At 56.1% G+C, this 13,267-nt stretch carries 15 protein-coding genes; 8 read left to right on the forward strand and 7 right to left on the reverse strand.

The features are described 5' to 3' along the window. Positions 1-80: 80 nt before the first annotated feature. Positions 81-1,292, reverse strand: coding sequence for a tyrosine--tRNA ligase (gene tyrS / locus ACWKV9_RS25795; protein ID WP_483838937.1), 1,212 nt, complete (start codon positions 1,290-1,292; stop codon positions 81-83). Positions 1,293-1,511: 219 nt separating this feature from the next. On the opposite strand from tyrS, the gene ACWKV9_RS25800 reads away from it, so the two are divergent. Both ACWKV9_RS25800 and ACWKV9_RS25805 read left to right on the forward strand, forming a co-directional pair. Next, complete coding sequence (locus tag ACWKV9_RS25800) at positions 1,512-2,942, forward strand: peptidoglycan DD-metalloendopeptidase family protein (protein WP_483838938.1); 1,431 nt, start codon at positions 1,512-1,514, stop codon at positions 2,940-2,942. A gap of 3 nt (positions 2,943-2,945) precedes the next feature. After that, positions 2,946-4,037, forward strand: a complete 1,092-nt coding sequence (locus ACWKV9_RS25805; protein ID WP_483838939.1) for an anhydro-N-acetylmuramic acid kinase — start codon at positions 2,946-2,948, stop codon at positions 4,035-4,037. Positions 4,038-4,096: 59 nt separating this feature from the next. Here ACWKV9_RS25805 and erpA read toward each other — a convergent pair whose 3' ends face one another. Continuing rightward, positions 4,097-4,447, reverse strand: coding sequence for an iron-sulfur cluster insertion protein ErpA (gene erpA / locus ACWKV9_RS25810; RefSeq protein ID WP_483838940.1), 351 nt, complete (start codon positions 4,445-4,447; stop codon positions 4,097-4,099). Between the two features lie 181 nt (positions 4,448-4,628). Further along, the gene (gene argC, locus ACWKV9_RS25815; RefSeq protein WP_483838941.1) at positions 4,629-5,663 is read right to left on the reverse strand and encodes an N-acetyl-gamma-glutamyl-phosphate reductase; all 1,035 of its coding nucleotides are present in this window, start codon (positions 5,661-5,663) and stop codon (positions 4,629-4,631) included. A 135-nt stretch (positions 5,664-5,798) separates the two neighbouring features. Between argC and hemJ the strand changes: the two genes are divergently transcribed. From hemJ to coq7, 5 genes are all read left to right on the forward strand, one after another. Continuing rightward, positions 5,799-6,224: a protoporphyrinogen oxidase HemJ gene (gene hemJ, locus ACWKV9_RS25820; RefSeq protein WP_483838942.1), complete on the forward strand. Its 426-nt coding sequence runs from the start codon at positions 5,799-5,801 to the stop codon at positions 6,222-6,224. A gap of 47 nt (positions 6,225-6,271) precedes the next feature. After that, entirely contained in the window at positions 6,272-7,183 is a 912-nt protein-coding gene (locus ACWKV9_RS25825; RefSeq protein ID WP_483838943.1) for a DUF805 domain-containing protein, read from the forward strand. Between the two features lie 57 nt (positions 7,184-7,240). Further along, positions 7,241-8,026 carry an SDR family NAD(P)-dependent oxidoreductase gene (locus ACWKV9_RS25830; protein WP_483838944.1) on the forward strand — a complete coding sequence of 262 codons (786 nt, stop codon included), beginning with the start codon at positions 7,241-7,243 and terminating at the stop codon, positions 8,024-8,026. 82 nt (positions 8,027-8,108) lie between these two features. Further along, a complete protein-coding gene (locus tag ACWKV9_RS25835) occupies positions 8,109-8,447 on the forward strand; it encodes a histidine triad nucleotide-binding protein (RefSeq protein ID WP_483838945.1) in 339 nt (112 codons plus the stop codon). Between the two features lie 123 nt (positions 8,448-8,570). Then, on the forward strand, positions 8,571-9,218 hold the full coding sequence (gene coq7 / locus ACWKV9_RS25840) for a 2-polyprenyl-3-methyl-6-methoxy-1,4-benzoquinone monooxygenase (protein WP_483838946.1): 648 nt from the start codon (positions 8,571-8,573) through the stop codon (positions 9,216-9,218). 54 nt (positions 9,219-9,272) lie between these two features. Here the strand turns inward: coq7 and ACWKV9_RS25845 are convergent, their stop codons facing one another. After that, positions 9,273-9,695, reverse strand: a complete 423-nt coding sequence (locus tag ACWKV9_RS25845; RefSeq protein WP_483838947.1) for an OsmC family protein — start codon at positions 9,693-9,695, stop codon at positions 9,273-9,275. Between the two features lie 206 nt (positions 9,696-9,901). Between ACWKV9_RS25845 and crp the strand changes: the two genes are divergently transcribed. After that, the gene (gene crp / locus ACWKV9_RS25850; protein WP_483838948.1) at positions 9,902-10,546 is read left to right on the forward strand and encodes a cAMP-activated global transcriptional regulator CRP; all 645 of its coding nucleotides are present in this window, start codon (positions 9,902-9,904) and stop codon (positions 10,544-10,546) included. Positions 10,547-10,567: 21 nt separating this feature from the next. Here crp and ACWKV9_RS25855 read toward each other — a convergent pair whose 3' ends face one another. The 3 genes from ACWKV9_RS25855 to trpD form a co-directional block, all read right to left on the reverse strand. Then, positions 10,568-11,263, reverse strand: a complete 696-nt coding sequence (locus ACWKV9_RS25855; protein WP_483838949.1) for a lipoate--protein ligase family protein — start codon at positions 11,261-11,263, stop codon at positions 10,568-10,570. A 119-nt stretch (positions 11,264-11,382) separates the two neighbouring features. After that, positions 11,383-12,219, reverse strand: a complete 837-nt coding sequence (trpC, locus tag ACWKV9_RS25860) for an indole-3-glycerol phosphate synthase TrpC (protein WP_483838950.1) — start codon at positions 12,217-12,219, stop codon at positions 11,383-11,385. After that, complete coding sequence (gene trpD / locus ACWKV9_RS25865) at positions 12,216-13,265, reverse strand: anthranilate phosphoribosyltransferase (protein ID WP_483839038.1); 1,050 nt, start codon at positions 13,263-13,265, stop codon at positions 12,216-12,218. Before trpD ends, trpC begins: the two co-directional genes overlap by 4 nt. Positions 13,266-13,267 lie beyond the last annotated feature (2 nt).

The raw sequence follows: 13,267 nt of genomic DNA on the forward strand, positions 1-13,267 counted from the left end.
CTTGATTAACAAGAAGTTTTCCGTTTCGTCTGCGCCGGAAGTGGGGCGAATTATAGACAGATCCTGAGGGCCGTCAATAGTTAATTCGAACTTTCTTCGAAAGCTAGTGTAATGCGGCCGAATGCCTTCTTACCCGCCTGACACACATGGGTAGCGCCCAGCTTGAATGCGAACCCGCGATCAGCCACCTCACCATCTATACGCACACTGCCCGACGCCAACAGATCACGCGCAACGGCTGAGTTCTTGACCAAGCCAGCTTTATTAAGCACCGCTGCTATTGGCATATCTTCAGACGCAGTCAAAGTGATCTCAGGCAAATCGTCTGGCAGCTCGCCGTCCTTCATACGATTACCCGCGGCGCGGTGAGCAGAAGCTGCAGCCTCTTCACCATGGAAGCGGGCCACGATCTCTTCAGCCAGTTTGATTTTGATATCACGCGGATTCGCGCCAGCTTCGCAATCGGCCCTGAAACCGGCAATCTCTTCCATAGAGCGGAAACTGAGCAGTTCAAAATACCGCCACATCAAAGCATCAGGGATCGAGACAAGCTTGCCGTACATAATGCCGGGCGCCTCCTGAATCCCTACATAGTTGCCCAAGGACTTGGACATCTTCTTCACACCGTCCAAGCCTTCCAGCAGAGGCATGGTCAGTACGCACTGCGCTTCCTGACCGTACGCACGCTGAAGCTCACGCCCCATTAACAGATTGAATTTCTGATCCGTGCCGCCCAGCTCGACATCCGCCCTCAAAGCAACGGAGTCGTACCCCTGGACCAATGGGTAAAGGAATTCATGAATTGCGATGGATTGGTTCGACTTATAACGCTTGTCGAAGTCATCGCGCTCTAGCATGCGGGCTACTGTGTACTGAGAAGACAGACGGATGAAATCGGCTGGACTCAACTGATCCATCCAGGTGGAGTTAAACGCCACCTCGGTTTTGGCGGGGTCAAGGATTTTGAATACTTGAGCCTTGTACGTCTCGGCATAATCCAGAACCTGCTCGCGAGTCAGCGGGGGGCGCGTTGCGCTCTTGCCGCTTGGATCACCGATCATTCCGGTAAAATCACCAATCAGAAAGATGACCTGATGCCCGAGATCCTGGAATTGCCGTAGCTTATTAATAAGCACGGTATGGCCCAGATGAAGATCGGGCGCCGTTGGATCGAACCCAGCCTTGATGCGCAGTGGCTGACCACGCTTGAGCTTTGTGACCAACTCGGACTCGACGAGGAGTTCATCTGCGCCACGCTTGATCAGCGCTAGCTGTTCTTCAACCGACTTCATAAAAGCCCCGCAATGCCTTAATTCAAAGGGGAGCAACCATACAAGATCAGCACCCAATTACAAGATCTGCCCACAGAACGCCAGCGAATTGGAAACTGATGCATCCGCAGGGTTGCCTCGAGCAGGTTTTGGTTATATTTTATACAGTTATTTCATCTTCATCATGTCATTCATCTTTTCCATTTCATCTCTTCATCTATTTAAAGTCAAAAATAACCTATGAACGACACCCCGCCTAAAGCGCCCCCGCTTTATCCGAAGACCCACCTGCTGGCTGCGAGCGGCATTGCAGCGCTGTTGAGCCTGGCTCTTCTGGTATTTCCTTCCAGCGACGTGGAAGCGAAACGAACCAATATCAACCTGGACCTAGAAACTCCGGCCGATCAATTCACTTCAGAACAAGACGTTCAAGAACAGCCCCAAGCCACAGAGTCGCCAGAAGCTTCACCTTTCGCTCAGATCGAAGAAGGTACGAACGAGCCTGAGGCAACTGCAACAGTCGAGCCCGAAAAGCCGAAGAACGCGCCTGCCGTCGCTCAGAAAGCCGCTACCCACAAAGAGGTAGTCGTTTCGAAAGGCGATACCCTTTCCACGCTCTTCGCGAAAGTAGGATTGCCAGCTACTGCCGTTCACGAGGTCATGACCAGCGACAAGCAGGCCAAGCAATTCAGCCAACTGAAGAACGGCCAGATACTGCAGTTTGAGCTTTCCCCGGAAGGCAATCTCAAGCAACTGCATAGCAAGCTGAACGACATGGAAAGCATCAGCCTTTCCCGTACGGACAAGGGCTACATCTTTAGCCGTGACGTCAGCAAACCTAACGTGCGGACCGCCTACGTCCATGGCGTGATCAACAGCTCGTTATCTTTGTCAGCCCAACGCGCCGGCCTGTCCCACAGCATGACCATGGACATGGCGAAAATCTTCGGCTACGACGTCGACTTTGCGCAGGACATCCGCAAGGGCGATGAGTTTGACGTTATCTATGAACAGAAAGTAGTCAGCGGCAAAACCGTCAGCACTGGCAATATCCTGTCAGCGCGCTTCACCAACCGTGGCAAGACCTACTCCGCCGTCCGCTACACTAACAAGCAAGGCAACACCAATTACTACACTGCTGACGGCAACAGCATGCGTAAGGCGTTCATTCGCACCCCGGTAGATTTCGCGCGCATCAGTTCGATGTTTTCCATGGGCCGCAAGCACCCGATCCTCAACAAGATCCGCGCCCACAAAGGCGTCGACTACGCAGCTCCTCGCGGCACGCCGATCAAGGCCACCGGTGATGGCAAAGTCATACTCGCTGGCCGCCGCGGCGGCTACGGCAACACTGTAATCATTCAGCATGGCGACACTTATCGCACGCTGTATGGACATATGCAGGGCTTCGCCAAGGGCGTACAAACCGGAAGCAGCGTCAGACAAGGCCAAGTGATCGGCTATATTGGTACAACCGGTCTGTCGACAGGGCCCCATTTACATTACGAATTCCAGGTAAACGGCGTTCACGTTGACCCTCTGGGCCAAAAGCTGCCGATGGCAGATCCTATCGCCAAATCCGAAAAACAGCGGTTCATGCAAGAGAGCCAACCGTTAATGGCCCGCATGGACCAGGAAAAGGCCACCATGCTGGCCTCGAGTAAGCGCTGACCTATGACTCTATATGTAGGTGTAATGTCTGGAAGCAGCCTTGATGGGCTCGACTTCGCTCTTGTAGAGCAGGATGACCGACCGCGTTTGCTCGGCACCTACTACATTCCCATGCCCGATGATCTGCGCGCCGAGCTGCTTGGCCTGTGCGCCAGTGGCCCGGACGAACTGGCCCGAGCTGGCATCGCCGAGCAGAAGTGGGTGCATCTGGCCGCGCAAGGCGTACTGGCCTTGCTGGACCAACAGAATGTCTCCGCAGGCGAGATTCGAGCTATTGGCAGCCACGGCCAAACGATTCGTCATGAGCCCGCGCGCGGTTTTACGGTTCAGATCGGCAACCCTGCACTATTGGCAGAATTAACCGGCATTACTGTAGTCAGCGATTTCCGCAAGCGTGATATCGCGGCTGGCGGTCAAGGCGCGCCGCTGGTACCAGCCTTTCATGAAGCCTTGTTTGATGACAACAAGGACTATCGCGCAGTCCTTAACATCGGCGGCTTTAGTAATCTGAGCCTGATTGAAATCGACAAACCGGTATCTGGATTCGACTCCGGCCCAGGCAACGTTTTGCTCGATGCCTGGATTCAGGCTCAGCGAGGCCACAGTTACGATAAAGACGGCGGTTGGGCAGCCAGTGGGCAAGTTGATGCTGCTCTGCTGAAATCGTTACTCAGTGACCAGTTCTTCCAGACCCGAGGCCCAAAAAGCACCGGGCGCGAAGTGTTCAACCTGAACTGGGTTCGCCATCATCTGTTCCAGCTGCCAACGATTAAGCCAGAAGACGTTCAAGCCACACTGCTCGAAGTGACCGCTTTGAGCATTACTGAGTCCCTGCAATCGGCACAGGCCCAGACCAAGGAATTGCTGGTGTGTGGTGGCGGCGCTCACAACAAGGCATTGATGGATCGTCTGGCCGCCCTGCTACCAGAGACCAGAGTCACCAGCACCGCTGAGTTTGGCGTCGATCCTGACTGGGTTGAGGCAATGGCATTTGCCTGGCTGGCGCATTGCGCACTTGAGGGCGTGCCGGCTAACCGCCCAAGCGTGACAGGCGCCAAAGGCCTGCGAGTATTGGGCGCAATCTACCCGGCTTAAACCGGGTACAGCAAAACGCCGCGCAATTGCGCGGCGTTTTCGTTTGTAGCTGTTGGCGATCAGATCGAGAACGACGACCCACAACCACACGTGGTTGCCGCATTCGGGTTCTTGATAATGAAGCGCGAACCTTCCAGCCCTTCCTGATAATCCACCTCAGCACCCGCCAGGTACTGGAAGCTCATCGGATCAACAACCAGACTCACGCCTTCGCGCTCGACAATCGTGTCATCGTCGGCCACGTCTTCATCGAATGTGAAACCGTATTGGAAACCTGAACAACCACCGCCTGTCACGAACACACGTAACTTAAGGCGATCATTGCCCTCTTCATCGACCAGGGTTTTCACCTTGTGCGCGGCACCGTGGGTGAATTCCAGAGCGGTAGGCGTGAAAGATTCGACGCTCATGCTAAATTTCTCCCGGCGTTAAGCCGTCATAATGCGTAATGACGCGCATTATCCGCTTCTCCTAGAAAATTGGTCAACTATTCTGACAGCGGCCACAAGCTTCAAGCGATAAGCTGCAAGATGACTTCATACTCACCTGGCTCTTAACTTGCGGCTTGAAGCTAACCCCTTTGCGCCGCCGTTACGGCAACATCCCCGCATGGGACAGGCCCAGACGCTCGTTCAGCTCGAACATGATATTCATGTTCTGCACCGCCTGGCCTGACGCGCCCTTGACCAGATTGTCGATAACCGACAACACCACCACCAGATCACCATCCTGTGGGCGATGCACGGCAATGCGGCATACGTTCGCGCCGCGCACGCTGCGGGTTTCCGGATGGCTACCTGCTGGCATCACATCCACAAACGGCTCGTTGGCATAGCGTTTTTCGAACAGAGCCTGCAGATCGACGGACTTGTCGACAACAGTGGAATACAACGTAGCGTGAATACCACGAATCATCGGTACCAGATGCGGAACAAACGTGAGTCCTACATCGCCACCGGCGGCGCGACGCAGGCCTTGGCTGATTTCCGGGAGATGACGATGGCCTTTGACAGCGTAGGCCTTGAAGCTTTCGCTGGCTTCGGCAAACAACGAACCGACGTTCAAACCACGACCTGCGCCGCTCACACCAGACTTACAGTCAGCGATCAAGTGCGTCGGATCGGCCAGGCCCGCCTCAAGCAATGGCAGAAAGCCAAGTTGAGCTGCAGTCGGGTAGCAGCCAGGTACAGCAATCAGGCGTGCGCCTCGGATTTTTTCGCGATTGACTTCCGGTAGACCGTAGACCGCTTCGTTCAGCAATTCCGGTGCGCCATGGGGTTGGTTGTACCACTTGGCCCATTCGACCGGGTCCTGCAACCGGAAGTCGGCGGAGAGGTCGATGACCTTGGTGCCGGCCTCCAGCAGTTCGCCTGCCAGTGCGTGAGCCACACCGTGCGGAGTGGCGAAAAACACCACGTCGCAGGCGCCAAGGACCTTCACGTCTGGCACGCTGAACGACAGACCGTCGTAGTGACCTCGCAGGTTTGGATACATGTCAGCGACAGGCAAGCCTGCCTCGGAGCGCGAAGTGATTGCGACCACTTCTGCCTCTGGGTGCTGCGCGAGAAGACGCAGCAACTCGACGCCGGTGTAACCCGTGCCGCCGACGATACCGACCTTGACCATGACCTGCCCCTTAACGACCCAACTGGAAAGCCCTCGATAATATGGGCGTAGCGCCTTCGGAACAACCGCGAACGTGACGTATGGGCGCTCATGCCACTACTATTTGGCTAACCGTGAACCTGGATAACTAAGAAAATGCTCTATCTGTGGATTAAAGCGCTGCACATTGTCTCGATGGTCTGCTGGTTTGCAGCCCTCTTCTATCTCCCACGCCTGTTCGTGTACCACTCAATGAGCGAAGACGCCGTCAGCCGTGAACGGTTCTGCACGATGGAGCGCAAGTTGTATCGGGGCATCATGGGCCCAGCGATGATTGCGACACTCGTCTTCGGCATCTGGCTGGTAATTCTAGCCCCCGGTTTCATGTCCCAAGCGTGGCTGCACGCCAAACTGACCTTGGTGGTCTTGCTGATCGGCTATCACCATGTCTGCGGCGCCCAAGTCAAACGCTTCGCTCGCGGGGAAAACGGTCGCAGTCACGTGTTCTATCGCTGGTTCAACGAAGTACCTGTTCTGATATTGCTGGCTATCGTCATTCTGGTGGTCGTTAAGCCGTTCTGATGCCGAGCGTATACCCACGTCGATAATCCCAGACAAGGAAGCCGAGTATGGCGGAACACTTCAAGATCGTTTTCGAGGGCCAGTTGCGCGACGGGGTAGGCCTTCAGACCGCGAAGCTAAATCTGGCTCAGCTGTTCAAATCCGATGTCGCATCGATTGAGCGGCTTTTCAGTGGCAGGCCGGTGACCGTCAAGCGCGGTCTGACCCACGACGACGCCGAGCGGTATTTGAAAGCCCTGAACGACGCAGGGGTGGACGCGCGAATAGAGCCTGAAGCTGCCGTTGCCCTGAGCCTGGAGGAAGTGGAGGAGCCGCACGCTCAACGCCCGGCCTTCGATGCAGCGGCGACTTCCCCCTATGCTCCACCCCGATCTGCCGTTACTCAGACTTGGCCTGAGGTCGGTGAACTGAATGTCTTCACTGTTCAAGGACGTATCGGACGCTTGCGTTACCTGGCGTGGAGCATGGTGCTGATGTTCGTCGCGCTGATCATGTTCGCCGTGTGTATGACGCTCATGAGCATGTCACTGATCACCGGCGGACTGTTCGGCGCCGTGGCCACCGTCGTCTTCCTCGTCGTCAGTATTCAGATCGGAGCCCAACGCCTGCACGACGCAGGCTGGTCCGCATGGTTGCTGCTGCTCAATCTGGTGCCTTTCGTGGGGAGCGTGTTTCCGTTTCTGATGATGGCGGTGCCGGGCAATACGGGCCCCAACCAATATGGTGCGCCCCAGCCGCCGAACAGCAAAGGGGTGAAAATTCTTGCGGCACTGTGGGTGCCTGCGATGATCATTATTGTTGTCGGTGTGCTCATGGGTGGACTTCAGACGTTCAAAGATGAAGTCGAGATAACCACCAGCGAATATGAACAGACATTACCTTACGATGACGACACCGACGCCGCGCAATCGGAAGATCCTTCCAGCGCCGCTGACTCTTCCGACGAAGAGGATCAATGACACCTTGGCGGAAAGGAAGCCGCCTGAGTACGAGCAACACACTCTTTGGAGAAATGCATGACCCGTTACGCCCTGATAACAGGTGCTTCCAGCGGCATTGGCCTGGCAATGGCCGAAGCGCTGGCACGCCGGGGTCGCAGTCTGATTCTGGTGGCACGCCATCGAGACGTGCTCGAAACCATCGCACTTGAGCTCACTCAGCGCTTTGGCGTCGAGGTCCTGTTTCGTGCCTGCGACCTCGGCGAGCCATTGCGGCTCTCAGGTTTCCTGCTGGAACTGGAAGATGGCGAGCGCAAGATCGATCTGCTGGTCAACTGCGCCGGCATCGGTAACAGCGGACCTTTTCTTGCGCAGGAGTGGGCGCAGGAACAGGACCTGCTCGATCTCAACGTTCTGGCCCTCACGCGTCTTTGTCATACCGTCGGTAATTTGATGGCGGTTCAGGGCGGAGGCCAGATTCTGAATGTCGCTTCGATCATGGGATTCGTGCCCGGACCATGGATGAGCACTTACTCAGCCAGCAAAGCTTATGTGCTGCACTTCTCCGAAGGGCTGCGCGAAGAACTGAAAAAGACCGGTGTGAAGATTTCCGTGCTGTGCCCCGGACCGACCCGTACGGGGTTTTTCCGCACAGCGCAGCTTGAGACTGACAAATTCACCAGCGACAAGACAATGACCGCCGAAGAGGTCGCGCTGTATACGGTTCGCGCATTGGATAAAAACCGTGCGGTGATTATTCCCGGTTGGCGTAACAAGCTGATCACCAGCGCTCCAAAATTCGGCACGCGCTGGATGAGCCGCAAAATCTGGGGCTCAATGATCAAATCCAGAATCACACCCTGAGCCATCGAGAAACGACTGGGCGCATTCCCAAGCGCTCAGTACACTCGGGCCCAATCAGCAACTGAAAAGGGAGCAAAAAACTGTGGAGACGCTGTTCACCAAGATCATCAACCGGGAGATTCCAGCGAAGATCATCTACGAAGATGACCAAGTGCTGGCCTTTCACGACATCGCCCCGCAAGCGCCGGTACATTTTCTGGTCATCCCGAAAAAGCCAATCCGTACGCTCAACGATGTCACCGAAGAAGACAAACCCCTGCTCGGTCATATCCTCTTCACGGCTCAACGATTGGCCAAAGAGCTGGGCTGTGAAGACGGTTTTCGCGTCGCCATGAACACCAATGAGAAAGGTGGCCAGACCGTCTATCACATTCACATGCACGTGCTGGGCAAACGCCAGATGACCTGGCCGCCGGGCTGATTTGCGATTTCAACGACTTACAGCTGCCGAGGCCCTATCACCGGCCTCGCCTGGCTTCTACCGTTCAAGTCGCGCCCCCGCGATTGCGGTAGACTGGCCCCCAAGATTTATCCGGAGGTGCCCATGGCTACCGAACGTCACTACTCCCCTATCGACCGCTTTCTTCTGCAGGCCGACGCCGCGATGAAAACGCTGCTGCCGTCCAGCGCCCATGCTCATCGTCCTTCCCCGGCCATTGTCCAGCCAGATACCAAACTGAGTGATGTCGACAACAAACACGTCGCAGGCCTCATGCGGATCAATCACACCGGCGAAGTCTGCGCACAGGCGCTTTATCAGGGCCAGGCGCTGACCGCCAAGCTGCCACAGGTGCGCAAGGCGATGGAGCATGCGGCAGAAGAAGAGATTGACCATTTGGTCTGGTGCGAACAGCGCATTCACCAACTGGGCAGCCACACCAGCGTGTTGAATCCGCTTTTTTACGGCATGTCATTCGGGATTGGCGCCGTTGCTGGATTGATCAGCGATAAAGTCAGCCTCGGGTTCGTGGCGGCTACCGAACATCAGGTGTGCAAACACTTGAACGAGCATCTGGTGAAGCTGCCCGTCGAGGACAAAAAGTCCCGCGCGATTCTTGAACAAATGCATACCGACGAGGCGCAGCACGCAGAAAGCGCGCTTGAGGCGGGCGGCTTTCAGTTTCCCGCACCGGTAAGGTTCGGGATGAGTGTGCTGGCCAAGGTCATGACAAAGAGCACGTATCGAATCTGATCCTTGCTCGCAAAAGAAAGGCGCCTCCAGGGCGCCTTTTTTCTGCTTGGCTGATCAGCCCAGCTCTACTATTTCGTAGTCATGAGTGATTTCGACCCCGGCATTACCCAGCATGATCGATGCCGAGCAGTATTTTTCTGCTGACAACTCGATCGCACGCTTGACCTGCGGCTCTTTCAAACCACGGCCCTTGACCACGAAATGCAGGTGGATCTTGGTGAAGACCTTCGGGTCTTCGGTCGCGCGTTCCGCTTCCAGAAACGCTTCGCAGCTTTCAATCGGCTGACGGGCCTTCTTCAAAATGCTGACGACATCAAAATTGCTGCAGCCGCCCAGTCCGATCAACACCATCTCCATTGGCCGTGCGCCCAGATTACGACCGCCACTTTCCGGCGCTCCGTCCATCACCACCACATGACCGCTGCCAGATTCACCAAGAAACATGGCTTCACCCGCCCATTGGATGCGTGCCTTCATCGCCACCACTCCACTGTTTAAAAATGGCGGCCAGCTTAGCACAGGGACTTGCTGGCACTGGATGCGACTGAAATGTCGGTTAGCGACAAGAATGTAGGAAATATCCGAAAAAAACTTCAAATGCCGCACTAGAGCTGCGGTAAATCAGAAATACTGCCGATACCACTAAGAATGCCTCAGGGCGCAGTTTTTTACGGGATGCAGCCATGGTTGCCGTGAGCCTCACAGCGAAACCGAAATTAATCGACAAGCTTCTCCCTTACGCGCAAAAACGCCGGTGTGCAGCCAAAAGCACCATCATCGCTGCCGGTGAGCACTCCGAATCGCTTTACCTGATTATTAAGGGTTCAGTAACGATTTTGATTGAGGACAACGAAGGCCACGAGATGATTGTTGCCTACCTCAATACGGGTGATTTTTTCGGCGAGCTGGGACTTTTCCAGGCCCCTAGTACCGATCCCCAGCGCAGCGCCTGGGTCCGAGCCAAGGCCGAGTGCGAAATTGCCGAGATCAGCTACACCAAATTCCGCGAACTGAGCCTGCACGACCCTGAACTGATGTACGCCATTGGCGGGCAGATGGCGGAACGCTTGCGCAATACCACGCGCAAAGTAGGTGATCTGGCGTTCCTCGACGTAACCGGCCGAGTCGCCCGCAGCCTACTGGAGCTGTGCAAGCAACCTGACGCAATGACTCATCCTGACGGCATGCAGATCAAGATCACTCGCCAGGAAATCGGGCGCATCGTTGGTTGTTCTCGGGAGATGGTAGGACGCGTCCTGAAATCGCTGCAGGAGCAAAACCTGGTGCATGTCAGAGGCAAAACAATGGTGATTTTCGGTACGCGCTGACTAGGTGCGCTCAATACTCGGTTACGGCGCACCAAGTAAACGAGCGTAGCTATCGCTCAACCGAGTCAGGAACTCTGGTGCCTCGAAAACCTCATGCAGAGCAATGTGGCTGTGCGCACGGCAACGCTGTTCCAACTCGCACATCTCATTGAAGCGATTGACGGCGTTGACCATCTCCATACGCTCATCATCCAGCAGCATCGCGCCGTGAGCCAAGACCACAGGCCGTTTTCCGCCTTGGCTCTGGCGCCAGCGTTGCGCAGTGCCGACCATTTTGCGGCCATCAAGATTGACGTTGAAACGGCCGTCGCAGAACGCGCCTTCGACTTCACCGAGTGAGGCCCTACCCCCAAGCTCGGTCAGGGCATCAAGAATCGGCTGACACAAACGCAAATAGGCTTTTTCGATGCGGTCTTTGTCCAGATCGGACGAGGGCTGTACATACACCAGCGCGATGTTCACCGTGGACGGCGATTGCGGCACCGGCTCGCCACCGCTTTCGCGCAGCAGCACAGGCCAACCGAGTTCGGACAGTGTTTCACTGGCTTCAACAAAACCATCGAGACGACTGAGCCGTCGCGGCATCACCAACGCCCGATCATTCGGTCGCCAAAACAACATTCCCCACTCAGACTCACCTGCGCAGACCGAGGCCAGCAAATCCTGCTCGGCCTTGAGGCCTGCTTCGGTGCAGATGTCGATGATCTGAGCGGGCATGGTGATTTTCCTTATCAGAGTACGTCTGTAGGAGCCAACTTGTTAGCGAAGCGATTATAGGTACGTACCCGCCAAGACGCTTCGCGAACAAGTTCGCTCCTACAGAAGGTCGGGCGCCTTTAATCCAGCGACTGGGATTTGATCGGCACACCTTTCTCAGGGAAGAACAAACGCTGCAGCTCCACCCCAGGATTCTCGGCCCGCATGAACGTCTCGCCCACCAGGAACGCGTACACGTCGCTGATCTCCATCAACTCGACATCCGCACGGTTCAAAATGCCGCTCTCTGTAACCACCAAACGGTCACGAGGGATGCGCGGCAGCAGGTCAAGGGTGTTTTCCAGGCTGACTTCGAAGGTGTGCAAATTACGGTTGTTGACGCCGATCAAGGGCGTGTCCAAGGTTTTCAGCGCGCGCTCGAGTTCGTCGCCATCGTGGACTTCGACCAACACGTCCAGCCCGACGTCCTTGGCAACGGAAGCCAGCTCGGCCATTTTCACGTCATCCAGAGCGGAAACGATCAGCAGGATGCAGTCGGCACCCAGCGCGCGGGATTCGATGATCTGGTAAGGATCGATCATGAAATCTTTGCGGATCACCGGCAGCGAACAGGCCGAGCGCGCTTCCTTAAGGTAAGCGTCAGCGCCCTGAAAGAAATCGATGTCCGTCAGCACGGACAAACAGGTCGCCCCACCCGCCTCGTAGCTCTTGGCAATCTCTGCGGGCTGGAAATGCTCACGAATCACGCCTTTGCTCGGTGAAGCTTTTTTGATTTCGGCGATGACGGCCGGTTGCTTTCGCTTGGCCTGCTCGATCAAGGCTTTGGCAAAACCGCGAGGCGCGTCGGCCATGGCAATCAGGCTTTGCAGGTCGGAGACGCTGACACGGGCGCGGCGCTCGGCGATTTCTTCTGCCTTGCGCGCCAGGATTTTTTCCAGAACCGTTGGAACACTCATCCTTCATTCTCCTGCTTGAATACCGCGGTAAAGGCACCCAACTCTTCCAGTTTTTCCCGAGCAAGCCCGGTGTGCAAAGCATCGTGTGCCAATGCCACACCCTCTTTGAGCGTATACGCATGATCGGCGGCGTAAAGCGCAGCGCCTGCATTGAGCACGATCATTTCAGCGGCTTTCTGGCCGTTTTCGGTTTTGCGACGCCCCAACGCATCTCGAATCAACTCCAGCGACTGCGCCGGGCTTTCCACTACCAGGCCAAAAAGGCTTTGGCTCTTGATGCCCAAGTCTTCCGGCTGTACCCAGTACTCGGTCACTTCGCCGTTTTTAAGCTCGGCAACGAAGGTCGGCGCGGCGAGGCTGAATTCGTCCAGGCCATCCTGGGAATGCACGACCAACACGTGCTTGCTGCCCATGCGCAATAGCACTTCGGCCAGCGGCCGGCAAAGTGCCTGACTGAACACGCCGACCACCTGATGCTTGACGCCAGCGGGGTTGGTCAGCGGGCCAAGCATGTTGAACAGCGTGCGCAGGCCCAGCTCTTTGCGAGGCCCCGCAGCATGTTTCATTGCACCATGATGGGATTGCGCAAACATAAAGCCAATGCCGACGCTGTCGATGCAGCGTGCCACTTGCACAGGGGTCAAATTCAAATACACGCCAGCCGCTTCCAGCAAGTCAGCGCTGCCGCTCTTGCCTGAAACTGCCCGGTTGCCGTGCTTGGCAACGGTGCAACCGGCCGCTGCAATGACGAATGCTGAAGCCGTGGAGACGTTGAAAATATTGGCGCCGTCGCCGCCGGTGCCGACGATATCAACTACGCCGTCGAGGGTTTTCAGTTCAACCTTGTCAGCCAGCTCGCGCATGACCGAGACCGCGCCGACGATCTCGTCGATGCTTTCGCTCTTCATGCGCATCCCCATGAGGAACGCGCCGATCTGCGCCTGGGTGCATTGGCCGGTCATGATTTCGCGCATGACGTCGCTCATTTCTTCCGTACTCAAATCCAGTTGATTAACAACCCGGCCCAGCGCGGTTTTGATATCGATAG

Source organism: Pseudomonas corni (assembly GCF_057128765.1).